The sequence below is a fragment of the Dissulfuribacter thermophilus genome, from assembly GCF_001687335.1.
GTDB classification, from domain to species: domain Bacteria; phylum Desulfobacterota; class Dissulfuribacteria; order Dissulfuribacterales; family Dissulfuribacteraceae; genus Dissulfuribacter; species Dissulfuribacter thermophilus.
In genome coordinates this window covers 18,245-44,714 of sequence record NZ_MAGO01000013.1, presented here as the reverse complement: position 1 = coordinate 44,714, position 26,470 = coordinate 18,245, and the positions used below count along the sequence as shown (strand labels likewise).

Genomic DNA, 26,470 nt, shown 5'->3' with positions numbered 1-26,470 from the left:
AGGTTAAATAGTGTAAGATTAGGAGTGTTAATTTTGAATCAATAGATAGCACCTAGTATTAGGAGAGTAAAGTGAAAAACCTAAATCCTCCACGCTGAACGGGATAGAATATGGATTTTAATATTAATAACAGAACGTTAAACAATCAAGTCTTAAAAAGAAAATTCTCTCTTTTAAAAGAAATGGTCTTTGTCACACACTCTCCCCTTCCGCGCCATCATGGGTTGTCGATTTTGCCGAATTTCTCATGTTATCAATTAGTTAAATGCCAATGCGATATCTATGCACCTTTTAGTTCTATGGGGGCGGGCATTTCGACAATTGAAGGATTTAGGGAACAAGCTTTTTTTGAAAGGAGGTAAAAAATTTATGGAACAGGCGAATTTGGTGATAATCGGAGCTGGACCTGCAGGCATTGCCACTGCAGTTGAGGCTAAAGAGGTTGGGATTGAAAACGTAATCCTTTTAGAAAAAAAGGGACACATTTGTGATACAGTGGTAAGCCTATACCACGAGGGGAAAAGGGTGGATCCAGTCTATAGAAAAGTGAAGGTAGAACCTCTAGGAAAACTCTCTTTTGAAACAGAATGTAGAGAAGAATTCTTAGAGCGTATGAAAAAAGTGGTCGAAGACCATAAACTCGATATACGCTACTGGAACGAGGCCCAGAAAATAAAGATACTAGAGGATTCGTTCATAGTCCAAACAGGCGGTGAGCTTGAAGTTAAGGCCCCAATAGTAGTAGTTGCTATTGGGGTTTTTGGTAAACCTGTAAAGCCAAGTTATCCAATTCCAAAAGAGATAAAAAACAAGGTCTTCTTTGCCCTTCCAAAAGAACCCCTAAAAGGAAAGAAGATACTAGTTGTAGGGGGAGGAGACACTGCGGCTGAAACCGCTTGCTTCTTGTCAAATGACAATTCCGTTGATCTATCCTACAGAAGAGAAAAATTCTTCAGAATCAATCCCACCAACATGTGTAGCCTGGAAGGATGTTGCGATGCAGGAAAGATCAACCTCTTGATGGGGACAGACATTGAGGGATTAGAAGGGAAAGGAGACAGGATTTTAGTACATTTCAAAGATGGAAAAGGCCAAGAATATGACGCTGTCTTTTACTGTTTAGGCGGAATGACTCCAAGGACATTCCTCGAGGGGGTTGGGGTGGAATTTGAGGGCAATAAGCCCAAGATCGATGAGTATGGAGAGACCAATATTCCAAGGCTTTTTCTAGTTGGAGATCTTGCACTCTTAAAAGGCAGCATCATGGCGGCATTTAACACTGGGAAAAAGACTATTGATGGAATAGTCAAAAAATACAAAGATGTTGTAGGACTTACAACTTAAATGAGGTTTGCAATCAGCATGTCTGTGGAGTCAAATTAACCAGTAGAAAAATATTTCATTTTTTTCAAAATACCCCTCAGTCCAAAACACCAATTTCCCTCTCTGGTCCTCTGGCCAGAGAGGGAAATAGTACATTAATCTGAGGCTTTCTTTATATATATAAAAAACCCCAAACAAGTGAGTGGCTATTTAAAAGATGCAACAAGTAAACACTGGCGAACATAATTCGGTTCTCTGCGATCTTTTACGCATTATTTATGAAGATAATCACCTAATAGTAATAATAAAACCGCCTTGTATGCCTTCTGTACCAGACATTTCAGAAGATCTTTCAGCCTATGAATGGGTTAAGACCTATATCAAAGATATTAAAAAAAAGCCGGGAAACGTGTATCTTGGAATATTTCAGAGGCTTGATAGACCTGCATCAGGGATACTTGCCTTTTCAAAGACTTCAAAGTCCTCTAAGAGGATGACAGATGCCATGAAAAAGGGCCTTATAAAAAAGCAATATTTAGCTCTAACAGAGGGTACGCCTAAAAAGACTGAAGGTGAAGAAACCCTCTGGTTAAAAAAAGATCGTCGAAAAAATGTGGTAACTATTGGTCGGAATGGAAATGGACAACGTGCTGTGACAAAGTGGAAGGTGCTTAATATCAAGAATAAAAAGACCCTTTTCTTAGTAGAACCAAAGACTGGCAGACCCCATCAGATAAGGGTTACACTCTCACATCTTGGTTGCCCCATTCTTGGAGACGTTAAATATGGGGCAAGTGCTCCGCTACGGGATCGTTCCATTGCACTCCATGCCACAAGGCTCTCTTTTCCTCATCCAACCCGAAAAGAGCTAATGACTTTTACAGCCCTTCCCTACAGATCACCATTTCCAAAAATCAAGGAAGATGAGGTCAGCTTTTGACCATGAAAAGGATTACCGAAGACTCTATGAAACATATTACAATAAATGCCAGGGTAGAGCGTGTTACCTACCAGAATCCTGAAAATGGTTACGCTGTACTTAAAGTAAGACCCAAACGGGGGAGTCTTTTCACCGCTGTAGGTTATATTCAAGAATTAGCGAACCAGGCAGGACTTGAAGGGACTGAATTTGCCTTTACAGGCTTTTGGAACACGTCAAAGTACGGCAGGCAATTTGAATTTCATTCAGCCCAACTCGTTGGAAGCGAACTCCTTTTTTTCCTGACAAAGGTAGTAAAAGGCCTTGGAGAGCGGCTAGCAAAGGATCTCATCAGAAAGTATGGGGAAAAAGCTCTAATCGACATTATGGAAAGGCGTCCAGAGGAACTCCTAAATGTTAAGGGAATAAAAGAAAAACGCCTTTCCATGATAATGAAATCCTGGCAAAAACATAAGAGTCTGAGAGAACTGTCGAATTATCTAGCCTCTAGTGGAGTAAAGCTTACACCTAACCTCCTCATCAGGATTTACAATCACTTTGGAGAAGAGGCAGTAAAGATCCTTAGAGACAATCCCTATAACCTAACAGAAATACGGGGGATAGGATTCAAGACTGCAGACAAGGTTGCCATGGGGCTTGGGATCGGGCCGACGTCCATTGAACGGATCGGAGCAGCAATAGAACATGTGCTCGCAGATAACGCAGAGCAAAATGGACACTCCTTTCTTGAAAAGGAAATAGTAGAAAAAGAGGTAAAGGAACTCTTAAATCAAAACTATCAGAATCCCCAAGATGAAAGCAGCACCCCAATCCCAGGCAAAGATATTGAAAAAGCATTCAATACTCTGATATCAAAAGGGAAAATAGTCATAGACGATGATAAAGTAGGACTCTATTCCTATAGGTTCATGGAAGAGTGGCTCAGAGACTTTTTTCTTGAAAAGAGTAAAGAAACAAAACGAACTATCATCCCAGAAGATGATCTCAACGAATTTATTCAAGAATATGAGGATAGAGAGGGGATTGAGCTTTCCCAGGAACAAAAAGAGGCCCTTCAAAGGATTGCCACTGAACCAAGACTCCTATTTGGGCTAGCTGGCTATGCAGGAACTGGAAAGACAACTGTTTCCAGAGCAATCCTTGAACTCCTTTCTCGCTTTTATGCCAGCGCCCAGGATATCATCTCATGCGCCTTCACTGGCATGGCATCATCAAGGCTGAGAAAGATCACGGGCTTCGATGCCATGACAATTCATAGTCTGTTAAAATTTAAAGGTGAAGGCCAGTTTGAGCACCATGAAAAAAATCCACTCCCCCATAAAGTAGTCCTCCTAGATGAGGCATCAATGGTAAATCTCACCCTCATGTACAGACTCTGTAAGGCCCTCAAAGAGGACACACTTTTTATACTCGTGGGGGATCCTGCCCAGCTTCCGCCTATAGGAGCGGGAAATTGCTTTGGAGATGCCCTTCAAACAGGGCTCATTCCATCTGTTACCCTAAAACGCATTTATAGGCAGAGTGAAGACAGTGTATTGACGGTGTTTGCAAACGAAATTCGCATGGGAAAGGTGCCCAATGGCATAGAGCAGCCTGGCTGGAAAGACTTTTCCTATGAACGCATCGAGCCACACAACATTTTTGTTGCCAAGGCCAAAAAGGCAGATGACAAGACGCTGAAACGCCTGAGAGAAGAAAACAATGAGGCGATTTTTAAACGGATACTTCAGCTTGCCAGATTCTACAAAAGCGCCCTTACACACCCTGTGTGGGAATTTCAGGTCCTTACCCCCATGCGTGTTGGCCAGTTGGGTACAGAGACTCTAAACTTGGCTCTACAGAATGTCCTCAACCCCAAAGGGGACAAGCCAAGCATAAAGGTACGGGGAATCGAACTCAGAAAAGGAGACAAGGTGGTCCACCTTCAGAATAGAGATATGCCTGTAATGCCTTGGGGAAAATGGCAAGAGGCCAAGGGCGAATTCAATTCATATGAATTTCAGAGGATATTTAATGGCAACGTAGGACTTGTAGTTGACATCAAACCAGATTTAGAGGAATTTTATGTAGTCTATCCTGAAAAAATCGTGGTCTGCTATGATTTTGACCACCTGGGGGACATCGTAGAACTTGCTTACGCCCTAACAGTCCACAAGGCACAGGGAAGTCAGTACCGAATAGTGGCAATTCCCCTTACAAACTCGCACTTTATAATGTTAAATAACAAATGGTTTTATACTGCCATTACGAGAGCAGAGGAAAAGGTATACATAATAGGACAAGAGTATGCACTCAAGCGGGCATGTACAAACAAATCTAGCATAAGGAGAAAAACATGGCTGAGTTTAAACACACAAATTATACAATAATAACAATATGTTTTACAGTTATCCTCTTTGCATTTCTTTTTTCAGGTTGCGCAAAGAAAACTGGAGTAACCGCCCAAAAATCCGCTAATGCCAAAGAACAAAGGACTGTCTCAGAGGATAAAGAACTTGAGAGAATGGAGCAGGAAATTCAGGATTCTCCTTTTCTCATAACTGCTGAATACTTTAGGAAGACCGCTGGCAAAGGGGATAATATAAAGCTGTTCGGGCCGACAAAAAAGGACAAGGAACTCGAAGAACGTCTTCTCCGCCTAGAGCAAAGGATGAAAGGACTCCCCTATAGAACCAAGGATTCAAATGGAATGCCTGTTTTAAGGAGAAAGGTAGTGCTCCTTTCACTCCTTGGAGATCTGGGCCTTGAGGTCCTAACCCGTCTTCCCCAGGCCCTGCGATCCACCGACGGAGTAATACCTGTGGATACATCTCGCCTATCACGTCTTCTGGAATCCCAAGGCCTTAGTGTTGGAGACCTGGTAAAGACATCTGTAAGGCGCGAGGTCGCAAACCTTGCAGGTATCCAGGCATATATTCTCGTCTCGTTCCCAAGCGGAAAGCCGATTCAAGGGAAAAAGTCTTTACTCAGAATAGATGTAATTCATGCAGTGGAAAGCGTGCTAATAGGTTCCTACCTAGCCACTATAGATGATTTTGACAAAGTCGCACCCAAGATCTCCCGAGACATTGTACAGGCTACAGAATGGTCTTGTAGGATCATAAAAATTGACGAAAATTCAATTTATTTGAATGCAGGACGACTTTCAGGAGTTCAACCTGGTGATAGATTCCAAGTTTATGGTAAAGGCGCAGAGATCTTCGACCCCGTGACCAAGAGATCTCTGGGATTTGCACCAGGCAATTTTAAAGGGGTAATTGAAGTGGAAACCCTGTTTGGATCAGATGCCTCCAGAGCAAAGATTATTTCTGGGGGTGGATTTAAAGTTGGAGATCAGGTAAAGATACTGGAACTTTCATAAAGGGAGGGGAAATAAAGATGCATCCATTACTCCAGGACAATCCCGGCCACAAGATGCTCCTTCTTGGAAACGAGGCAATCGTTAGAGGAGCCATTGAAGCAGGCCTTAAGGTGGGGTCCACATACCCTGGAACCCCGTCGTCAGAGATTGGCAACAACCTTTTTTTGGCCTCACAGGATGAGAACGCAGGATTTTACTTTGAATTTTCCACAAACGAAAAGGTTGCAATGGAAGTGGCAGCTTCTGCTTCGGCAGCTGGCCTTAGAAGTCTAGTATGTATGAAACACGTAGGGCTAAACGTAGCATCAGATGCGCTCATGACCCTTTCATACATAGCGACAAAGGGCGGAATGGTCATCGTTACAGCAGATGATCCTTCGATGCATTCAAGCCAAAATGAACAAGACAACAGGATTTTTGCCAAATTTGCAAACCTGCCAATGCTCGAGCCAAGATCTCCTCAAGAGGCAAAGGATATGACCATAGAGGCCTTCGAGCTTTCTGAGCGCCTTGAACTGCCCGTAATCCTGCGAACTACTACTAGAACTGCCCACGTAAGAGGGCCTGTAACCTTTGGGGAACTTTCCAAGGATACTGCATCTATAGGAAAGTTTGAAAAAGATCCTAGGAGATGGGTACCAGTACCTGCCGTTGCCAGGGTTAGACACAAGGTACTTTTGGAGCGCATGGATATTGCGAGTTCACTCTGTGAAGAAAGCAGATTTAATCATGTAATAGGCAATGGTAAACTCGGCATAGTGAGTTCAGGTGTTGCCTCAAATTATGTGGCAGACTGCATAATGGAGCTTGGTCTAGAAGATAAGGTTCGTTTTCTTAACCTGGGCTTTACCTTTCCACATCCAAGGAAAACGATAATCAACTTTTTGAATTCAGTTGAAAAAGTACTCGTTGTTGAGGAACTCGAACCTTTTATTGAAGATGCCATAAAATGCATAATGGTTGAAGAAGGGATACAGAAAGAGATCTTTGGAAAGGCAAGCTCACACTTTTCAAGGTGTTATGAGTTTGACCCAAAGATGGTAAAAAAGGCCATTTTAGATGTACTTGAATTAGACGAACCTGACCAAAAGACACTCCCTGATCTTTCATGGGTGCCTGAACTCCCCATGCGCCCACCATCACTGTGTAAGGGCTGTCCCCACAGGGAAACCTACAACGCAGTAAAGGAAGCCCTAAAGGCCATTGGTAAAGAAGAGATAACTATTTATCCTACTGATATTGGTTGCTATACCCTTGGATTACTACCACCCATAAATATGGCAGATTATCTCATTTGCATGGGTTCAAGCGTAGGGAGTTCTTGTGGCTTCTCTGTGGCAACGGAACAAAAAATTGTGTCATTTATTGGAGATTCCACCTTCTTCCACTCAGGTATCTCTCCATTAGTAAATGCAGTACACAATGGTCATAAATTCTGCCTCGTAATTCTGGACAATAGCACAACTGCTATGACTGGACACCAGCCCAATCCTGGTATCCAGCTCAAGCCACAGGGTTTTGACAATCCAACGGTCCCTATCGAAGACGTAGTAAGGGGATGCGGGGTAAAGACTGTCAAAAAGATCAATCCATATAAGAAGAACGAGGCAGTGGAAATCCTTAAAGAAGTCCTTCAAAAGGATGAACTCTCTGTAGTGATCTCAGAATCCCCTGTGTGCCTTGTATTTAAAAAGAGTTAAAAAGTAATTCTCAACAATGGAGGGAAAAATGAATCCTTTACGCATATTATTTACCGGAGTTGGCGGCCAAGGCACCCTGACTGCATCGAGTCTTCTTGCTCAAGCTGCTCTTATCGAAGGTAAAGAGGCCATTTTAAGTGAGGTACATGGAATGGCCCAAAGGGGAGGTGTCGTAGAATCCACTGTAATGTTGGGAGGGCTAAAAAGCCCCCTGATATCACAAGGAGAAGCAGATATACTAGTTAGTTTCGAACCACTCGAAGCTATAAGGGCCCTTAATAAATGTCACAGCGATGCAACTATTATTACAAATATCACTCCAATAGTACCTTTCACTGTGGAATTAGGAGGCCCATCCTACCCAGACGTTGAAAAAAATATCGAGAAAATGAGGACAGTCTTCAAAAACGTCATAGCCATTAATGCAGATGACCTGGCCAAGGAAGCAGGGACTCAAAGGGCAGTAAATGTCGTGCTATTGGGAGTGCTACTTGGAACAGGCCTTGTGCCAATATCACCGGATTCCATGAAGGCCACTATCCAGCAAAGGGTGAAGCCCAAGTTCATAGAGGCAAATCTCAAGGCGTTTGAGCTTGGATTCAGTGCTGTGTAGCTACACGGTTGCTTTGCCAACTCGCTCGCCTATAGTCATGGACAGACATCTTTTCTGGCCATGACTATAGTAGCGATCATAACAGCCTTTGGAGGCTCTTTTTCTGAATTGAGAAAATTTTGGAGTCTGAGTGAGAAGCGAATTATTTGACTAAATTTCTTTTGAGTTTGATCAACACCATATTCAAGCTCGTTGATCAAAAAACATTTATTAATATCTTGAGCAGGACAGGATCTCTTTAACAAATAATCCAGTTAAAAAGGGACTGTCCTGCTTTTTACAAAAAATAATTGGCATCCAGAAAAAACTACACTTAGGAGGTCATTAGCGTGAATTCATTATTTTTTAAACGGGGCTTCTTTCTGTTCATTTTAGTTATTGCCTTGATCACAACATCTGGGTGCACCGAAAGGCAACGAAAGAATCTCAAGCACTTCAAATCCGATATTATTGGTCTAAAAAGAAAAGTCACACTCTATGATGCTCAGGGCAAGATCATTAGACAGTGGCAGGGAAGATTTAAAATTGAAATCCAGGGCAACTACATCTCTTTTATAGACGATAACGGTAAGGATGTGAAAATAAGCGGAACAGTTGTGGTGGAAGAGCTTTAGTCTCGAATAAAAACTGTGAGGACCGAATTCCAGCTATTAAAAGACGCTATCTTAGAGTCTATTTATTATTGTTATCCCTATGAGTAATTATAGTCTTGAGGCAATAATCGAGGCATTATTATTTGCCAAAGGGGAGGTATTGTCCTTTAATGACCTAGCAACCATCTTAAAGAGTAGGGATCCACAAATAACAAATGAACAAATTCGACAGGCTTTTTCATCACTGTCTAGAAATCTTGAATCTCAAAATCGAGGAATTGAATTAATAGAGGTCAAGGGCGGATTCAGGCTACAGACAAAACCAGAACTCAAAGACTGGATTCAGGAGATAAGACACCTCGAAGCCCCAAGACTAAGCAAGGCCTCTATTGAAACCCTTTCCATTATTGCCTATAAGCAACCTATTACAAAGGCCGAACTCGAGGAAATCAGAGGCGTGGACTCAAGCGCTCCATTGAGGTTTCTATTGGAAAAAGGTTTAATACGTATTTCAGGGAGAAAAGAATGCCCCGGACGCCCGCTTCTCTACAGGACGTCCGGGAAATTTTTGGAACTGTTTGGACTTAAGGATTTAAGAGATCTTCCCAAACCCAAGGAGGCCTAATCCCATAAGCGATCAAAGCCAGTACTATATTGCACTGGACATACATACAGTGCCTAAGGAACTAGAACGCTTATAACGGATTTTCAAAGATTGCAGCCCTTCCAAGCTCGCACTCTATTTCAAATAGCCTATTATATTTTGAAAGCCTTTCACTTCTACATGCAGAGCCTGTCTTGATTTGGCTTCCACCCATGGCCACTGTAAAGTCTGCAATAAAGTCATCTTCTGTCTCACCGGACCTATGAGAGACCACAAAATTCCATCCAGCTTTTTTACAGAGTTCAATGGCCTCGATTGTCTCTGTTACCGTACCGATCTGGTTCAGCTTTATGAGCACTGAATTTGCTGCACCCTTTTCAATACCCTTCTTAATAAATTCAGTATTGGTCACAAAAATGTCGTCTCCAACTATTTGGACCCTGTCTCCTAACTCCTTTGTAATGAGTCCAAAACCATCCCAATCATCTTCTGCCAAGCCATCTTCAATACTAATCACAGGATACTTTGAAGCCCACGCCTTGTAGAGCTCAACCATCTCTTCTGCAGACTTTTCTCCTTCTCCTGAACGTTCAAGCACGTACTTTCCATCTTTGTAAAAGGAACTTGCTGCGGCATCAAGGGCTATTGCGATGTCTTCACCTGGCTTGTATCCTGCCATTTCTATGGCCTTTACTATAAGTTCAACTGGCTCTTCATTGCTCTTCAATAGATTTGGAGCGAATCCTCCCTCGTCTCCTACACTGGTTGGATTGCCAGATTCCTTGAGAAGTTTTTTTAGTGCATGAAAGGTCTCTGTACCGTATCTCAGTGCCTCCTTAAAATTTGGAGCCCCAATAGGCATAACCATAAATTCCTGTAGATCAACAGAACTATCAGCGTGTTTTCCACCGTTGAGGATATTCATCATAGGTACAGGAAGGCGCCTGGCATTTACCCCACCAAGATAAGAATAAAGCGGGATGCCAAGACTTTTTGAAGCAGCTCTAGCAACTGCCATAGATACAGAGAGGATTGCATTTGCCCCCAAACGCCCTTTGTTATTGGTACCATCAAGCTCAATCATGATTAGGTCGATCTCCGCCTGAAGCCTTGCATCCATACCCTTGAGTCTAGGAGCAATTATGTCTGTCACATTTTCTACTGCTTTCAATACACCCTTTCCATTATATCTGGATGGATCTCCATCCCTCAGCTCCACTGCTTCATTTTCACCTGTGGATGCGCCAGATGGTACAGATGCTACTCCAACACTTCCATCCTCAAGGATTACCCATGAACGAACCGTTGGATTCCCTCTGGAATCCAGGATCTCCATTGAACGAATTTCTTTAATAGTGGTGTTCATCTTCTCCTCTCCTTATAAAAGGACAATTTTGAAATTTGGTATTTGCTCACAGGGTACCGCATCTACTGCGTTGTTGGCCACTCGACGTACAGGGAGTACGACTTCGTGCCCTCCGCCTTGCATCTACGGTACCCTGTAAGCAAATACAAATCAGCACTTTACCCCTTATTTACAGAACTTATCCTGGAACCAATTATGAAATTTGTGGTTATTGTTATACTTGTCTCCATTAGTGCAGTCAATCCTCTAAATATTTCTCTGAATATTTCATATAAATCCGAATATCGAAATTCAAAAACATGCACTTTGGAAGTTTTGAGTTTTGAGTGTTGAGTTTTCAGGGGAAGGAAAAACTTAGCAGGCCTCAGTAGCTTCTACCTTCTACCTTCTACCTATTTGGGGCTTTGGCCCCGCTTTCTTATGGAGTTTTGAGTGTTGAGTTTTGAGTTTTGAATTGAAGGAAAAAAGACCTTTATAGAAGTTTTGAGTGTTGAGTAAAAGGAAAAACGTAGCAGGGTTCAGAAGCTTCTACCTTCTGCCTTCTACCTTCTACCTATTTGGGGCTTAGGCCCCACTTTCTTATAGAGTTTTGAGTGTTGAGTTTTGAGTTTTGAGTTGAAGGAACAATCCATTATTAGTTTTGAGCGTTGAGTGTTGAGTTTTGAGTTGAAGGAACATTGAACCTTGAACTTTTTACTTTGACACGTCCCTGGGGTATTTCTAGTGGAATTGACTATAATGTCAACTTGGCTTAATCTTCTTTAAAAAGAGTTTGAGTTCTTCAAAAAAATTAGAGACAAAAAGAGGCAGCATAGATGTGTCAGTCAAGTGTATTTTTGATTAAAGATGGCAATGAACAAGAAATCCTCAAAGACGCCATACTGGTTGAACCAGTAGAAGATGGTGTTAAGATTCAGGCCCTTTTTGAGGCACCGCAAGTGGTAAAGGCAAAAATTGAAAAGATCGATCTTTTGAAACACAAAATAATATTAAAAGAGGTCCCATGAAATACATAAGTACAAGAGGCGGCATAGATCCTATTGACTTTAGTGATTCAGTAATGATGGGCCTTGCAACAGATGGAGGCCTTATTTTACCGGAGAACATACCTACAGTTTCTGAGGATACCCTTAAACACTGGGCACGGCTTCCATACCAAGATTTGGCCTTGGAAGTAATGAAACTATTTGCCTCAGACATTTCCGAAGAACTGCTTGAAGATCTTATTAAAAGATCCTACAGCACTTTTGACCATGCAGAGGTAACACCTGTAGTCGAATTTGGAGATCTTTACATACTAGAACTCTTTCACGGTCCAACGTATGCATTTAAAGATGTAGCCCTCCAGTTTTTGGGAAATCTCTTTTCTCATCTACTTTCCCAAAAAGGTTCTTTTATGAATATCCTTGGGGCCACCTCTGGAGATACAGGAAGTGCTGCAATCTATGGGGTAAAGGGAAAAGACAACATAGATATCTTTATACTCCACCCCCATGGAAGGGTAAGCCCTATACAGGCCCTTCAAATGACTACAGTTGAAGACGAAAATGTCTTCAATCTCGCTATAGAGGGGAACTTTGACGACTGCCAGACAGTGGTTAAGACCATTTTTAATGACCTTGATTTTAAAAATACATATAGACTTGGGGCGGTCAATTCTATTAACTGGGCCAGGGTCCTTGCCCAGGTGGTCTACTACATATACGCAGCACTAAAGCTCAGAGAGGCAGGCACTGAAGATCCTATTCACTTCTCAGTACCTACTGGGAACTTTGGAGATATCTTTGCAGGGTTTGTGGCAAGGGAGATTACAGGAGATCTCATCGGAAGACTAATTCTTGCCACAAATGAAAACAATATCCTTACACGCTTCGTCCTTGAGGGCAGATACCAAAAGGGCAAAGTAGTCCCCACTTTAAGCCCCTCTATGGATATACAGGTGGCAAGTAACTTTGAAAGATACCTTTATTATCTCTTCGGTAGAGATGGTAAAATAGTAAAATTGACCATGGACGAATTTTCTAGAACTGGGATTATTACCATTGACAAGGAACAACTGTGTTTAGTTAGAAAGACCTTTTCAAGCGCATCAATCAATCAGGATGAAACCGTTGATACTATTAGACGATTCTATAAACGTTATTCCTATGTCATAGATCCACACACAGCTGTAGGCGTAGCAGCAGCCCAGAGGCTAAGGGCTGAACTACCTCCTGGACCAATTGTGTGTCTTGCCACTGCTCATCCTGCCAAATTCCCAGGGGCAGTTAGAAAGGCAATAGGGAGGGAGCCTCAAAGACCATATGGACTCCAGGGGCTTGAAGGTAAAAAGCAGAGATATAAGGTTTTGCCTCCAAATGTCGATGAAGTAAAAAAATATATAAAGTCAGTGGGTCTCAAAGACCTTTAACCCCAAATTATGCACTACAAAGGGGGCAAAGCTGCACTGCAGATTCTAGGATTATGCCCTGACAAGCTCTGTCAGGGCATAATGGATCTGTCTAAACTCAGTAGGGGTAAACTCAGATAGGCTACATTCAGTTTACGTCTCTATAGACCAACATTTTTCAACTCTTCTAAAACTCGTTTTTGTTCTCTAGTCAGTCGCTTTGGTACATCTACTTTGATCTTTACGTAACCATCACCCTTTACGCCAAATTTGCCAGGAAGTCCCTTACCTCTAATCCTTAATCTTTGTCCGCATTGAGTTCCAGGAGGCACCTTTAGTTTTACAATTGATCCATCATAAAGTGGGACCTCTATTTTGGTACCAAGACACGCCTCTGAGAATGGAATGGTCTTTTCAAGTTCCCAATCAAGGCCTTCTAATTTGTACGGCTCATTGGGATCATGCTTAACTAACAGGTATAGGTCCCCTCTGCCTCCAGGTCCAACAGCACCTTTTCCAGGGATCCTGATCTTCTTCCCAGGCTGAATGCCCTTTGGTATTGTGACGGCAATCTTTTCTGGGGCGTTTCCAGTCCTAAGAGATATAATCTTCTTGCCGCCACTGACCATTTCCATAATAGTCAAAGGGAGTTCAAGGACTACGTCCTGGCCTTTAGGGTTTGCATACTTAAATGAAGGATCCCCTGTAAAGCCATATCCCCCTTCCCTATTGGTTTCGAAGATCTGACTGAACACGTCATCAAGGCCAAATCCATGGCCTGTTCCGCCGAAAAAAATCCTGCTAAAGCCTACCCCGCCAATACCTAGGTCCTTAAAGAGGTTGGTAAAATCAAAGTCTTTAAATATATCTTCCCTTGAAAAATGCTGGTGGAACTCATTGGTTCCAAAGGTATCATACTGACGCCTCTTTTCAGGATCACTCAAGACGGCGTAGGCCTCATTGATTTCCTTAAACCTTTCTTCTGCTTCCTTATCACCTTTATGCCTGTCGGGATGATATTTTAAAGCCAACTTTCTAAAGGCCTTTTTTATTTCTTCTGGCGAAGCGTCCTTTGAAACACCTAGTATCTTGTAATAATCTTTTCCTTGCGTCATAGTCCTTTTTGTTCAACCTCCAAAAAGGAATTTTGCTGTGAAGAATCTAATGCTGAAAATGACAGAGTCAAGGACCCTTAGGACCATCCCATTTTGGCCATCTAGCCCATCAGATTTACTTGAAGAGGAACTCGACCTTATAAAAACATACCTGCCATATGTGGAACTCTGTGTTCACAAAGATCTTTTACCATATCCACCAAAAGGCCTTCCCTTTCTAGCCCATGAAGAAGATTTTCAATTCAAATCCTTTTTAAGACTGATATCCAAAAATGGAATTAGCGTGCTGTGGGCAGTACGGGGAGGATATGGAGCTATAAGGTGGACACCCAAACTCCTTAAAGAGAAATTGCCCCAAAACATACCAATGGTGGTTGGTTTCAGTGATCTAACGTTCCTCCATTTAGCCTTAACAAGACTTGGATATCAATCAATACATGGTCCCCTTATAACGACCCTAAAAAACACCGACACGAATTCCATTAAGGCACTTGGTCTAGCCCTTCATTCTAATAAATTTCCAAAGCTTTATGGTGAATCGCTTAAGGGAGGAAAATCACAGGGGAAGTTAGTGGTTGGCAATCTCACATGTCTTGGCACATCTATTGGAACACCCCTTGAACCACAATGGGACAATGCCATTATTGCCTTTGAAGACCACAATGAAGACCCATACAGAATAGACAGAATTCTCTCTCAATTCTTACACGCGGGAATTTTTGAAAGAGTCAATGGGGTAGCAATTGGGACCATTACCCCAAGAAAAAGAAATGACAATAAAGATGTAGAGACAATGAAGTTCGTACTTAGAGATAGATTATCTTCTCTCAGTTGCCCAGTAGTTTTTGACCTTCCATTTGGTCATGGCAGCATGAATATGCCCCTTCTAGTCAATGGCGACTATTTCTTGGACGGTGATTCAGGTATACTGATGAAACTTTGAGGCCCTCCAAGAAGATGAGTAAAAACCGTCACCTTAGAACAGTTCTCTAGGGACTCCATGAGCATAAAGGCTTCCATCAGATCACAGCCACATGTTACAACCCCGTGATTCATTAAAACGCACACACGTGAATCCATGAGGGCATCAGCCACCTTGTCAGCAAGATCTTTGGAACCAGGAGCAGCATAAGGAATTACACTGACCTTGCCAATAACCTCATGTGCCTCGGTTAGAATTGGAGGATCATTCACCTCTTTTCCAGCGAGATACAGTGCAGTCGTCCATGGGGGATGAGCATGAACTATACCAAACACATCTGGACGCCTTTCATAAACCCTAAGGTGAAGCTCCAATTCAGAGGTTGGCTTAGGACCAGATAACACACGTCCTTCATGATCTACTACTACAAGGTCATTAGGCTCCATGAGTCCCTTATGGTATCCACTGGGTGTTACGATAATTCTATCAACACCCTTTATTCTTATACTCACATTTCCATCGCCGCCTGAAATTAAGCCTCTGTGGTAAAGTAACTGAGATATTTTGCAAATCTTTTTTCTTACTGAAATATAGTCCATTTCCCTCAAAAACCTAAAGACTTTCATTAGTACACTAATGAAACCTAACTTATCGTTATCACTATGTAAATAGCCAAATATCAAAAAAAAAGATGCTTGACAGATAAAAGTTTTAAATTAAGCTTTCTTTGAGAAAGATTTCATAAAATCTTTTAGATCATTGGGGTGAAAAATGCAAGGTCACTCCTTGCAAAAAAACAAAATCAAACGGAGGGGTTACTTATGAAACATTTTCTCATTGGGGTATTGTTTTTCTGCTTAGTCATTCCCCAAATGGCCTTTGGAGGAGGGGCTGCAGCTCCTAGTACAGACGAATTGCTCCAAAGAATTGAGGAACTTAGCAAAGAACTCCAAAGGGTAAAGCAACAACTCAAGGAAGTAAAGGCAAAGCAGGACGAACAGGAAGAGGTTGCAGATACAGTTGAAGAACTTGCCGAGAAAATGGAAAGCGTAGCAGTAGATGGTACTGGCCGCTTTGATCTTTCTGGGGATTATAGATTTAGACTGGATTCAACAAGGGCACATATAAAAGGCTTTTGGGATGGTAAGTTACTCTTTAGTCCAATCAGCTCTGCCTTGAACACCTTTTCAGCAATGGATGCTCAGACCCTCGGTACCACTATGCAACCTGCTCTTGCTTCACTGCCACAGGATCTCCAGGTCCAGTTAGGTCAACTCATGGGCGTATGGGACCAGCTGGGCGAAGAGGCCAGAAAGGCAGCGCTCTTCAGTATGCTGGGAGCCCTCAATGATGAGGCGAGAATCGGACTATTTCAACTAGCCGGAATCGATCCAAATGACGTCAATGCTGCAAAATTTTCCAGCAGAGACATTAGAAATGATACACTCTATACCAATAGACTCCGCTTTAACATCCAAGTAAAGGCCACTGAAAACATTAAATTCAAAGGTCGCCTTGCCATGTACAAGGTCTGGGGCATGGAGACTTCAAGTGTTACAGCAGTGCCCTTTGGGATGAACGGCTTTATCTGGGATCCCAATATCTCTAGACGTCCAAATGACAACACCCTCAGAGTAGAAATGGCATATGTCAACTTCACCAACATATTTGGCCTACCTATGTGGATTTCAGTAGGACGTAGGCCTACAGTTGATGGCCCACCACTTCAGCTCAAGTACAACTATGACAAGAGGTATGCAACACCTGTTGCCCTCGGTGTTGACTGGACCTTTGACGGCGCTACCATTGGATATATGTACACCGATCCATGGCCTGGTAAGATCCGTGTATGCTACGGAAGAGGTTATGAATCAGGATTCGGTGATGCATATGACTTGTTCGGCGGCAATCGCTTAGATGATACTGATCTCTATGGAATTAGCTGGGATGTGATCAACGATCCTGACCGCGAAATGTTTGCAAATATTCAGCTCTTCAGAGCAGCTGATGTGCCCAATTATATGGAATTTTATTCACTGTTAGTGGTAAATCCCGCTGATCCAAACAATGCCCTCAACAACATGGATTTCCTCACAAACGGCCTTTTTAAAGGCTATCAGGTAGGAGACATTTACCACGCAAGCGGTGTCTTTATGCACAAATTCAGAGGAATTGATTACTTCATCAGTGCTGGTCTCAGCCGTACTGACAGCAATTTTGTTGATCCAACCGGCCTATTCCCAGGTCTTTTGAATGCTCCTGGCGAAAATGACAATCACTGGGGCTGGGCTGCATACGTGGGAGTCAGAATTCCAGTTGAACAGCTCAACAGCAAGATCGGACTTGAATACAACCATGGATCCCGTTACTGGATCAATTTTACCCCTGCAGCTGATGACCTGTATTTGTCCAAGCTTGCCACAAGGGGTGATGTTGCTGAGGTTTACTGGATTTGGGATATACCAGATACACCTCTTAGCAAATACGGCAAGGCCTTCATGAGATTCGGCTATCAGTACTACTGGATCGACTACACAGGAAGCGGCAACTGGATGGGTAAACCAGTGGATATGGATGACCTCGACAATATGCTCAATGCCCAGCAGTTTGCCCCTGTGGATAGAATGGATAACTTCTACATGACCTTTGAAGTTTACTTCTAATTGGTGTATAAATAATAGCAAATAAAAAAAAGGGAGGGGGCTTGACCACCTCCCTTTTTTTGTTCATTTCCACTCTCAGGCCAGTGCAATCCCCTATAGGAAAATGTAATTACGCTCCCTCCAGATAACCAAAAGCCTTGGACCAATGTGACTAATAAGACATGACAAAACTTAAAAAGTCGAATACCATAGCTTTAACCCCTTGCAAAATTTAGGTAAAGTTCAATTTTATCCTTAAATACAACATTGATCCTAAAGACATTTTCTTTTCAGGAGGATGTAAAATGCCAATACATGAATTTAAGTGTGAAAGTTGCGACTATGAGTTTGAACTCCTTATAATGAATAAAGAAGAACTAGAGGCTGTACGGTGCCCAAAGTGTCAGAGCCCTGAATGTAATAAACTTATGAGTGCGTCAAATTTTTCCGTTGCTGGTGGAGGACAAGGTTCTTCCCGTGCTGAATCCACAGGTCCCAATGTAAAACAACATTCCTGCGATACAGGAAGCTGCACCAGTTTTAATCTACCAGGTTACAAATAATTTTCTAAAAGCCTATAAGAGGGCCTTTTCAGACACAATTTTTTAGGGTAATTTATGGAACCCACAAGCCCGGGTGGTGGAATTGGTAGACACAAGGGACTTAAAATCCCTTGGAGCTTTGCTCCGTGCGAGTTCGAGTCTCGCCCCGGGCACCAATTTTATTTGAAATCCATTTCTTTAAATTAGAGAATACGGCCGCTTTTCTCTTGAGTAAAAATGATTCAGTTTCTTTGGTTCCATAGAAACCATAGGACGGTCTTTTTAAGAATGGATTAAAACTTTCTTCTCACAGACTCTTAACGGACTTCAAACTTAGCAATGAGTATATATCCAAAGGAATATGATGTAATAGTAGTCGGGGCTGGACATGCCGGATGCGAAGCCGCTTTAGCTGCTAGCAGACTCGGCGTAAAGACCTGTATCCTCACAATCAACCTCGATGCAATCGGTGCCATGAGCTGTAATCCCGCTATTGGTGGTCTTGCCAAGGGGCATCTTGTCCGGGAGATAGATGCCCTTGGAGGGGAGATGGCTAAAAATATCGATGAAACCGGCATCCAGTTCAGGCGCTTAAATATGTCCAAGGGACCTGCAGTAAGGGCAAGGAGGGCCCAGGCAGATAGACTTTTATATAGACTTAGGATGAAACAGGTCCTAGAGCAACAAGAGAATCTGGACATCATTCAGGCAATGGTGGCGCACCTTCTGGTAAAAGAAGGCCGTGTGTATGGAGTGACAACCACCATTGGCCAAGAAATCCATGGCAAGACCGTTGTTGTCACTACAGGAACATTTTTAAGAGGCCTCATTCACATTGGACTACACAACTTTCCTGCTGGCAGGCTCGGCGACCCACCCTCAAACAAGCTCTCACAGTCTATTAAAGATCTGGGTTTTGAGATGGGCCGTTTGAAGACGGGGACGACCCCTAGGCTACATGCAAATACAATAGACTACACGAACCTCGAGATGCAGCCAGGGGATACACCTCCTCCCTTGTTTTCATTTAGCTCAGATCCCAAACCAGTTGATCAGGTCCCATGTCACATCACATACACAACAGAGAAGACCCACGCAATCATAAAAAAGGGAATTGAGCGTTCTCCACTATTTACAGGGATTATAGAAGGGGTTGGAGCAAGGTATTGTCCATCAATAGAGGACAAGGTACACCGTTTCCCTGAGAGGCCAAGGCACCAGATATTCTTGGAGCCTGAGGGAAGAGATACTGTAGAGGTTTACCCCAACGGCATTTCCACAAGCCTACCAATTGACATACAGATTGAAATGGTGCGTTCTATCCCTGGACTCGAAAATGCAGTCATACTGAGGCCAGGATATGCTATTGAATATGATTATAGTGATCCAGTGCAACTTCGTTCAACCCTAGAGACTCATCTTGTGGAAGGACTCTATTTTGCCGGCCAAATTAATGGCACAAGTGGTTATGAAGAGGCAGGAGCACAGGGCCTGATCGCCGGTATAAACGCCGCACTAAAGGTTAAAGAAGAGCCTCCACTCGTTATCAAACGCTCAGAGGGCTACATTGGTGTGCTTATTGACGACCTTGTTACCAAAGGGACCAAAGAGCCCTACAGGATGTTCACATCGCGTGCTGAATATAGGCTCCTTTTAAGGGAAGACAATGCTGATTTGAGGCTCATGCCAATAGGAAGAAAGCTTGGTCTAGTTGGCGATGATGCCTGGAGAAAATTTGAGAGGAAAAAGGAAGCCATCGAAAAAATTTTAAAAGAGCTCTCTTCAATACGTCTATATCCTGATCACGACACAAATGTCTGGATTGAATCCCTAGGTTCCTCTCCAATTAAGACACCTCTTAGCCTAAGAGAACTTCTAAAAAGGCCTGAAATCGGACTCGATCAGGTAAAGGAAAGATATACTTTTCTTAAGGATTCTCATGAAGAAGTCCTCTCCCAAGTAGAGACAGAGATAAAATATGCTGGATACATACAGCGCCAGATCCACGAAATCGAACAATTGAGACAGTTAGAAGCCCTTAAGATACCCTCAGACTTTGATTATTCGACTATTCCAGGGCTTTCCACAGAGGTAAAGGAAAAACTCTCAAAGGCCAGGCCAGAGACTCTTGGAATGGCATCCAGGATTTCAGGGATTACCCCAGCTGCCCTCTCAGTTATTAGGATATATCTTAAAAAACAAGGGATTGGATAGTCCGTTCACGAGCTCATTAGATAAATTGCAAAAAGGGCTATTGCCATTCCCACGAACTGACGAAATGTTATGGGCTCTTTTAAAAAAATGGCACCAAGGATTATTGTGATGAGGGGATAGAGGGCTGTTAGACTCACCACAACTGAGACAGGTCCTCCCTTAGTGGCTTTAAAGAAAAATAGGGTCCCTACCATTCCAGAGATGCCTGTAAGAAACGCAAACAAAAATCCTTTTGGGCTAAAATCGACCTTAAATCCCATAAAAAGGATGGTAGTGATCCCAACACATAAGGCACCTACAATTTCATAGACAAGGGCACTTTCTGGGCTTATTTCTTTTACCGCCAATTTTGGGAAAAACCCCCAAAAACCATATAACAACAATGAGAGCACCGCATAAAAAAACCATATCTTCATTTTATACTCCGAGTCCTGGTCATTTTTCTAAACTCAACCTTTGAAAAGACCTTAGGAGAGAACCCGATGGACTTTTTAGTTCTTCATCACATCTTGAGCAAAGCTCAAAGTGTGGCCTTCTTGAAAAAGCCATTCTCCTCACCTTGAAGATCTCATCTTGCCTGGATTCAAGTACATTGATCATGGATGTCTCCCCTTTTAAATCGTGACAGCACGAAAGCATATCGCCGTTCCAGGAAAAAAATGCATGTACTTTAAAGAGCCAACACATACCATTGGGCTCTGAAGCTACTCGCAAGGGGAGTCCATTTTTTAAATTTCCTCCTCTTGAATGACACCTCCTTACCCAAACATTTATTCCTCTTTTCTTCCAAAACGAAATAAATTCTCCTCGTTCCGAGGAATTCATACTTGTAAGGAGTCCAGACACCCTGAGACCAAATCTCTTGGCCTTTGAAAGTTCATGTAATATCTTGACCAGCTCTACAGAGTCTTCAAAAGATGCCCCTGGTATCAGTGACTCAAAGACTGTCTTTACTATGCTAGGAAATGAAACAGTGATTACACCTGGTTTGACCCTGGCTAAGTCCTCTAAAGCGCCCTTTCTTTTTATGAGACTCAGTGGATTTATTACAATGCCATTCTTAATGCCTTCATCATTCAATTTTTCAATATATTCAAATAAACTTGGGTGTAACAGGGGATCTCCCATACCAGAAATAGTGACCAGTGCATCCCATGTCCGTATAAAATCCTTTATTTGATCAAAGACCACTCTATCCATCATGCCCTTAGGACGCAAAATTGCATCTCTTGGGCACATCAGGCAATTATTTTCACAATAATTTGTTATCTCAAGATCTATTGAGTGAGGTATGAACTCCTTCAATTCTCTGTTTTGCCTCCAGAACTCCTCTTAGCCAACCAAAACCAAATCTTGAACAGGGTTCAAGATAATGCCCTTCACTCCATTCATTCATTGAGGCCACGAAACTAAGACCAATAGGATTTTCCTTTAAAGAAAATTTTAAGGCCTTAACAAGGTACTTTGAAAAGAGTTCTGGGCTATTTCCTAAAACTATAGGCCACCAGGGATAACGTTTAGGACGCTTCTTTTCAAAAATGGCGCCCCTTGGAGTGGCATCCCATCCAGTAGCAACACTTGGAAAATATGGCATGTTTGACCTCTCCCTAAAAAGCTGCCACTGGCTGGACCTTTCTATCATAAGTTCTTCATAGTCTTGTACATATGGCCCTTTCCAGTGGGGAAGAAATACATAATGGGTTATGGCATCGAATCCTGCCTCCTTATATAAGGCCATAAAATCTGGTTGGCCCTTTGACGAATTGAGCACAGGGTTTACAGCAATGATATAGAGCCCACCTTCATAGCCACAGGCAGCAAGATACCTCTTTGCTTCTAGTATGGCAGTCCTTGCGCTGTCTATTCCGAGTTCTCTCAAGAAAAAAGTGCTGTCAAAGATGAGGAAAAGAGGTGCCCCTTTAAATTTAACATAATTTCGTCTTCTGAAATACAATTTTTCAAATGTTTTTATGAGGTTTAGAAAATCGTCAATATCGGTGGTAACCCTCCTCGATTCCTCGATGACCTCTTTAGGCCTGATCTTTACAGGAAGGACCTTTCTAGGGAGCCTGTTTGCCCACATTACGCAAAAGGGAAAGCCTTCTGCCCCCCCATTTTTCAAAAAGGCGTCATCAAGAGGAGCTTCAAAAAAACGTTCTCCTCTTGACCAAAAGGCCCCAAAGCAAAAAAAATCTATGCCAAAGCTCCTAGCAAGAGACTGTTGTAACCTAAGGGTCTCAGGCCGTCTATCATCGTATGGCCCTAAAAGAGGGATCTTTGGTTGGTCGTGGCCATCAAATCGAGGTGGGGCATTGAGAACGAGCTCCCATTCTGTCCAATTTGGACCAAGGTGTTTTTCCCTTTCTTTTAATGGATGCCAACCAGTATAATAATATGCACCTATTATTGGTCGCTTCGAATAGTAAAAAAGATCCATTGGTTCAACCACTCACATGATCATTAATTGCCTTTGTGGCCCCCCATGTCGCTACCAAATCCGTGTTGCACAATGGCAAGTCTTCTTCCAAACGCTTTTCCCCTTCAACTCAAAACTCAACACTCAAAACTTTTTTAAGGTCTCTTTTCTATTTTGAAAACCTGTGGTTTTATTACAATCTCCTGTACCACTACAGGTTCCCTTGAAAAACATGCAAATTCCACTGCATCGGCTACGTCCCCTGGCTCGAGATAGGATTCTGGGTCTTTAATAAAGGGGCCAAAGGATAGGGAATCAAAAAAGGCGGTATTGGTAATATCTGGGGTTATAGTGTGAACCTTTAGACCTGACCTACGATTTTCTTCAAAGATGCTCTTTGCAAAGTGGCTGAGCCCCGCCTTTGTTGCGCCATATACGGCTCCCATTGGGCTTGGACCAGTGCCAGCTACAGAGGAAATGAAGACTATATGCCCTCTGTTTGCACGAAGAGTTCCAAGAAAGAGCCGAGTGAGCAAACATGGGGCAAGGAGATTTACGTTTATCATCTCTTCTATTTGAAGAGGGCTAAGGGAGTCATGATGGCCAAAATGGCCAATACCCGCATTGTTTATAAGCACCTTAACCCTCTTTTCTCCTTCAAGTACACGCCTGGAGGCCCTTAGAATGTCTTCTCTATTTCTTAGGTCACATGCTATAGGTTCATAATTTGATTGATCTTTAATAGGGGCTTTATCAGGTTCTCTAGAGAGTCCGTAGACTTTAAAGCCCCTTTTTAAAAAACGATTCGCCAGCTCAAGACCTATTCCGGATGATGCACCAGTGATCACACATGCCTTCATTATGGCCCACTATGCTCCTTATCCCTGCATGCCGACAATTTTTATTTTTTTCTTATCTACATAATGAAAAAGCATTCTTCTCACTTCCTCAATCAACTTGGATGTAATGGCCTCAGGATATGAAAAGGTATCATCTATTAATTCATAAGGATAGTGTAAAAGAGCGGATGACGGAAATCGCTGTCTGGCCTTTTTTAGATGCCCCTTTGCCATCCTAAAGATACCGACTTGGACCTCTTCCACGCCTTTTGGATCTAAGAGCGAAAATGCATCATCAATACACGCCCTATAATGCCTATCCCAGGCATCTACATATAAGATTGGATCGATACAGAGTCTGACCCTCCACCCCATTTCAATAGCCCTTTTAGCAGCATTCAGACGGGCCTTTAAAGGAGGTGCACCCCTTTCAAATGCCTTTTGAATTGCATTTGGAGTAATGGTCCAAGATAAAATGAGGTTTTTCAATGGAGGTCTATTCGACAGACTTCCTAAGATACCTGCCTTGGTCCTGAGTTCAAAAAGTGTACTAGGGCACTCACTTACAAAGTCAAGCCATGGATCAAGGCAGTGCAGTACAGGGTCTAAGAAAATGAGGTCTGATTCATAGGAGAGGGCCACAAAGTGTGCCTCATATTCGTCAATATCATGCTGCAAACCTTCAAACATCTCTTTGAAATTCACAAAAAATACGATATTTCCAGTGGGATACATCCCCCTTAGAAAACAATATTCACAATTCATTGGGCAATTCATCAAAGGAAGGGCGTAGAAATCTCTTTGGACTCCATTGGTATCTGTTAGAGCCTTACACCTCTTTGACCCCTTATAAAGAAAAGGAGGACGTTTGGCAGCGAGTATGAGGCTGGGACTCTCCTTTTGAAGATGATATTCTTGCCTTTCTCTTGAAAAGACGTCTTTATAGTGGCTTATGATCACACTTGGCGTACTATCTCGCCTCTTTTCAAGCAAATCTTTCACGTAGGAGTGATCCTCTAAAGCCTTTTCCACATATATTCGCTTAAACATTTAGTTACTACTCAAAATGATTGGAATTGTCTGAAGCCTATCTTTCAATTCTCTTAATAGGCGTTTTTGAAGACGCTTGGAGCGCAATGACTCAATGGATTCTGCCTCAAACGTCTCTATAATATATCTTTTTGCTGTGTCATTTAATTGTCCATACCTCAAAAGCCCCTTTAATTGGGAAATCATGGTCTTGGAAAAACCAAGCTCTTCAGCTTTATGAATAATTGATGTAAAAGGCCCTTTGATTTCTTCGCCAAGATTCTTTTGAAAAGGCATTTTTGAAAGGACACACCGAATATTCTCTAAAAAGACGAAGAGCTCTCTGACCCTGTCTTCTATAAGTCGGGTCAGTTGATCTCCTGTAACGCTCGACGGTGAAAGGGCATCCAATACCACTTTAAGGACATGGGTTCTGGAAGGAGGGAGGAAATATTCTGATGCACTTAACATCCCATATGCCTCCATATCCACTAAATCATGGAATTTAAATGGAGATTCTCCTCCCTTTGCTACAGGTTGGATGCTTGATATGAGGCTCCCCTCCTGAAATGGGTGTTGAAAGAAGATATCTGGATGAAATGTACGTTTCCCCATTATACCCGACACTGTGTGACAGAGGATGAGATCCCCTATTGCAAATCGTTCTTGACCGATTGGTGTCACCCCGCAACTTCCCACATTTATAAGGAAGTCAACGGTTCCATCCAGTCTCTCCAGGAGCTTTGAGGTAAATATTGCAGAGGCCAGACTACCCACACCAGTCACACCCAAAAGGATGTCATCTGAGGCATAGACCTTAAACCTACCCCAATTTTCCGAAGATCTGAGTCCCAAGGCCTTTACAAGGGGAGCTGCTTCCTTATAGAGTGCACATATAATTACGATCATATAAAGAGAACCACCAAATGAAAAATTTTTTGACTGCTCTTAAACTCAGACAAAGCTCCTTTATCCTAAAGCTCGTACCAGTAAGCGCTCGCATGGCACCCTCAATACTGCTCATATGGCCTGATGGATGCAGTTCTGTTGGGCGGGGCCCAGACAACAAAGCCGACGGGGTTCCATATAAACACTTACAAAACTATGTGGTATTGCTCATTATTTTAATAGGCCTTTTTGTCCCATCAATCTTAAATGCGAGCACCACCACGACTAAGACTATAACCTCACCTCCTGAGTTTGAAAGATTAAAATACAGGATCTCGTGGCAAGGGCTTTTAAAGGTTGGTGAAGGAACAATTTCTCTCCAACACAAAACCAAATCATATCTACTTGAAATGACCGCAAAAAGCATTCGCGCCTTTGATCTTTTTTTTAAGGTACGCGATTATTTTAAGTCCGTTGTACCAGAAGATTTCTCATCTTTTTCCATCTATGAAAAAAGAATCAGAGAAGGCCGCTATAAACGTCATGACCTAGTATATTATTCTCCACAAGAAGAAAAAGTCACCTACAAAAAGAATTCAGAACCCATGCCAGAACTGCATGCGTCTCCTCCTGTCTTTGACCCATTCTCTATCCTTTTTGCCTATCGCTTTACATGCGACAAGAATCATGAGTCGTGCACCCTTAGTGCAACAGACGGAAAACACCTCGATAAGGTAATAATTAAAAAGATAAAACGAGAAAAATTAGAAGTGCCCTTTGGATCTTTTGACTCAATAAAGGTTCAACCCATCTGGGAAAGAATGCATGGAGTGTTTAGAAAGAAGAAAGGAGGCCACATATATGTATGGTTTGATTCGCGACCTCCTTTTATTCCTTTGAAGATGGAAGCAGAAATATTTATTGGAAAAGTAGTAGCAGTTTTAATAGATTATGAGTCTCATTAATCTAGATTT

Annotated in this window: 24 protein-coding genes and 1 tRNA gene; 16 read left to right on the top strand and 9 right to left on the bottom strand. The window is 42.4% G+C overall.

The genetic code is table 11. The features are described from left to right. The first annotated feature begins 369 nt into the window (after nt 1–369). From DBT_RS10600 to scpB, 8 genes are all read left to right on the top strand, one after another. On the top strand, nt 370–1,344 hold the full coding sequence (locus DBT_RS10600) for an NAD(P)-binding domain-containing protein (RefSeq protein ID WP_067620339.1): 975 nt from the start codon (nt 370–372) through the stop codon (nt 1,342–1,344). 196 nt (nt 1,345–1,540) lie between these two features. After that, nucleotides 1,541–2,263 carry an RluA family pseudouridine synthase gene (locus DBT_RS10595; RefSeq protein WP_067620336.1) on the top strand — a complete coding sequence of 241 codons (723 nt, stop codon included), beginning with the start codon at nt 1,541–1,543 and terminating at the stop codon, nt 2,261–2,263. Nucleotides 2,264–2,289: 26 nt separating this feature from the next. Beyond that, nucleotides 2,290–4,632, top strand: coding sequence for an SF1B family DNA helicase RecD2 (recD2, locus tag DBT_RS10590; RefSeq protein WP_161939967.1), 2,343 nt, complete (start codon nt 2,290–2,292; stop codon nt 4,630–4,632). After that, the gene (locus tag DBT_RS10585) at nt 4,599–5,624 is read left to right on the top strand and encodes a hypothetical protein (protein WP_067620330.1); all 1,026 of its coding nucleotides are present in this window, start codon (nt 4,599–4,601) and stop codon (nt 5,622–5,624) included. Before recD2 ends, DBT_RS10585 begins: the two co-directional genes overlap by 34 nt. A gap of 17 nt (nt 5,625–5,641) precedes the next feature. Then, the gene (gene iorA, locus DBT_RS10580; protein WP_067620328.1) at nt 5,642–7,324 is read left to right on the top strand and encodes an indolepyruvate ferredoxin oxidoreductase subunit alpha; all 1,683 of its coding nucleotides are present in this window, start codon (nt 5,642–5,644) and stop codon (nt 7,322–7,324) included. A gap of 28 nt (nt 7,325–7,352) precedes the next feature. After that, nucleotides 7,353–7,937, top strand: a complete 585-nt coding sequence (locus tag DBT_RS10575) for an indolepyruvate oxidoreductase subunit beta (RefSeq protein ID WP_067620325.1) — start codon at nt 7,353–7,355, stop codon at nt 7,935–7,937. Nucleotides 7,938–8,266: 329 nt separating this feature from the next. Further along, nucleotides 8,267–8,551, top strand: coding sequence for a DUF5052 family protein (locus tag DBT_RS10565; protein WP_067620319.1), 285 nt, complete (start codon nt 8,267–8,269; stop codon nt 8,549–8,551). Between the two features lie 79 nt (nt 8,552–8,630). Beyond that, nucleotides 8,631–9,155, top strand: coding sequence for an SMC-Scp complex subunit ScpB (gene scpB, locus DBT_RS10560; RefSeq protein ID WP_067620316.1), 525 nt, complete (start codon nt 8,631–8,633; stop codon nt 9,153–9,155). A gap of 70 nt (nt 9,156–9,225) precedes the next feature. On the opposite strand, the gene eno is transcribed toward scpB, so the two are convergent. Then, the gene (eno, locus tag DBT_RS10555) at nt 9,226–10,500 is read right to left on the bottom strand and encodes a phosphopyruvate hydratase (protein ID WP_067620313.1); all 1,275 of its coding nucleotides are present in this window, start codon (nt 10,498–10,500) and stop codon (nt 9,226–9,228) included. 815 nt (nt 10,501–11,315) lie between these two features. On the opposite strand from eno, the gene DBT_RS10550 reads away from it, so the two are divergent. Both DBT_RS10550 and thrC read left to right on the top strand, forming a co-directional pair. Continuing rightward, the gene (locus DBT_RS10550; protein WP_067620310.1) at nt 11,316–11,507 is read left to right on the top strand and encodes a CooT family nickel-binding protein; all 192 of its coding nucleotides are present in this window, start codon (nt 11,316–11,318) and stop codon (nt 11,505–11,507) included. After that, nucleotides 11,504–12,910, top strand: coding sequence for a threonine synthase (thrC, locus tag DBT_RS10545; protein ID WP_067620307.1), 1,407 nt, complete (start codon nt 11,504–11,506; stop codon nt 12,908–12,910). Before DBT_RS10550 ends, thrC begins: the two co-directional genes overlap by 4 nt. A gap of 140 nt (nt 12,911–13,050) precedes the next feature. On the opposite strand, the gene DBT_RS10540 is transcribed toward thrC, so the two are convergent. Then, the gene (locus DBT_RS10540) at nt 13,051–14,004 is read right to left on the bottom strand and encodes a DnaJ C-terminal domain-containing protein (protein WP_067620304.1); all 954 of its coding nucleotides are present in this window, start codon (nt 14,002–14,004) and stop codon (nt 13,051–13,053) included. Nucleotides 14,005–14,041: 37 nt separating this feature from the next. Between DBT_RS10540 and DBT_RS10535 the strand changes: the two genes are divergently transcribed. Next, nucleotides 14,042–14,947 carry a S66 peptidase family protein gene (locus DBT_RS10535; RefSeq protein ID WP_067620301.1) on the top strand — a complete coding sequence of 302 codons (906 nt, stop codon included), beginning with the start codon at nt 14,042–14,044 and terminating at the stop codon, nt 14,945–14,947. Here DBT_RS10535 and DBT_RS10530 read toward each other — a convergent pair. Continuing rightward, the gene (locus tag DBT_RS10530; RefSeq protein WP_067620298.1) at nt 14,905–15,525 is read right to left on the bottom strand and encodes a class II aldolase/adducin family protein; all 621 of its coding nucleotides are present in this window, start codon (nt 15,523–15,525) and stop codon (nt 14,905–14,907) included. The two genes, DBT_RS10535 and DBT_RS10530, sit on opposite strands and share 43 nt — an antisense overlap. A gap of 222 nt (nt 15,526–15,747) precedes the next feature. Here DBT_RS10530 and DBT_RS10525 point away from each other — a divergent pair, with 222 nt between their 5' ends. The 4 genes from DBT_RS10525 (at nt 15,748) to mnmG (ending at nt 20,324) form a co-directional block, all read left to right on the top strand. Continuing rightward, the gene (locus DBT_RS10525) at nt 15,748–17,589 is read left to right on the top strand and encodes a DUF3373 family protein (protein WP_067620295.1); all 1,842 of its coding nucleotides are present in this window, start codon (nt 15,748–15,750) and stop codon (nt 17,587–17,589) included. Between the two features lie 284 nt (nt 17,590–17,873). Beyond that, complete coding sequence (locus DBT_RS10520) at nt 17,874–18,131, top strand: FmdB family zinc ribbon protein (RefSeq protein WP_067620292.1); 258 nt, start codon at nt 17,874–17,876, stop codon at nt 18,129–18,131. A gap of 67 nt (nt 18,132–18,198) precedes the next feature. Beyond that, nucleotides 18,199–18,286, top strand: a tRNA-Leu gene (locus tag DBT_RS10515). Nucleotides 18,287–18,449: 163 nt separating this feature from the next. After that, nucleotides 18,450–20,324, top strand: a complete 1,875-nt coding sequence (mnmG, locus tag DBT_RS10510) for a tRNA uridine-5-carboxymethylaminomethyl(34) synthesis enzyme MnmG (protein WP_067620290.1) — start codon at nt 18,450–18,452, stop codon at nt 20,322–20,324. 5 nt (nt 20,325–20,329) lie between these two features. Here the strand turns inward: mnmG and DBT_RS10505 are convergent, their stop codons facing one another. The 6 genes from DBT_RS10505 to DBT_RS10480 form a co-directional block, all read right to left on the bottom strand. Beyond that, nucleotides 20,330–20,740, bottom strand: coding sequence for an EamA family transporter (locus tag DBT_RS10505; RefSeq protein WP_067620287.1), 411 nt, complete (start codon nt 20,738–20,740; stop codon nt 20,330–20,332). Between the two features lie 19 nt (nt 20,741–20,759). Continuing rightward, a complete protein-coding gene (locus DBT_RS10500) occupies nt 20,760–21,629 on the bottom strand; it encodes a radical SAM/SPASM domain-containing protein (protein ID WP_067620283.1) in 870 nt (289 codons plus the stop codon). Further along, complete coding sequence (locus tag DBT_RS10495) at nt 21,595–22,773, bottom strand: glycoside hydrolase family 99-like domain-containing protein (RefSeq protein WP_067620280.1); 1,179 nt, start codon at nt 22,771–22,773, stop codon at nt 21,595–21,597. Before DBT_RS10495 ends, DBT_RS10500 begins: the two co-directional genes overlap by 35 nt. Nucleotides 22,774–22,895: 122 nt before the next feature. Beyond that, the gene (locus tag DBT_RS10490; RefSeq protein ID WP_067620277.1) at nt 22,896–23,600 is read right to left on the bottom strand and encodes an SDR family oxidoreductase; all 705 of its coding nucleotides are present in this window, start codon (nt 23,598–23,600) and stop codon (nt 22,896–22,898) included. Nucleotides 23,601–23,618: 18 nt separating this feature from the next. Further along, nucleotides 23,619–24,629: an SPL family radical SAM protein gene (locus DBT_RS10485; RefSeq protein WP_067620274.1), complete on the bottom strand. Its 1,011-nt coding sequence runs from the start codon at nt 24,627–24,629 to the stop codon at nt 23,619–23,621. Further along, the gene (locus DBT_RS10480) at nt 24,630–25,517 is read right to left on the bottom strand and encodes a 5'-methylthioadenosine/S-adenosylhomocysteine nucleosidase family protein (protein ID WP_067620271.1); all 888 of its coding nucleotides are present in this window, start codon (nt 25,515–25,517) and stop codon (nt 24,630–24,632) included. It abuts the gene before it with no gap. 17 nt (nt 25,518–25,534) lie between these two features. On the opposite strand from DBT_RS10480, the gene DBT_RS10475 reads away from it, so the two are divergent. Continuing rightward, complete coding sequence (locus tag DBT_RS10475) at nt 25,535–26,461, top strand: DUF3108 domain-containing protein (RefSeq protein ID WP_067620268.1); 927 nt, start codon at nt 25,535–25,537, stop codon at nt 26,459–26,461. Nucleotides 26,462–26,470: the final 9 nt, after the last annotated feature.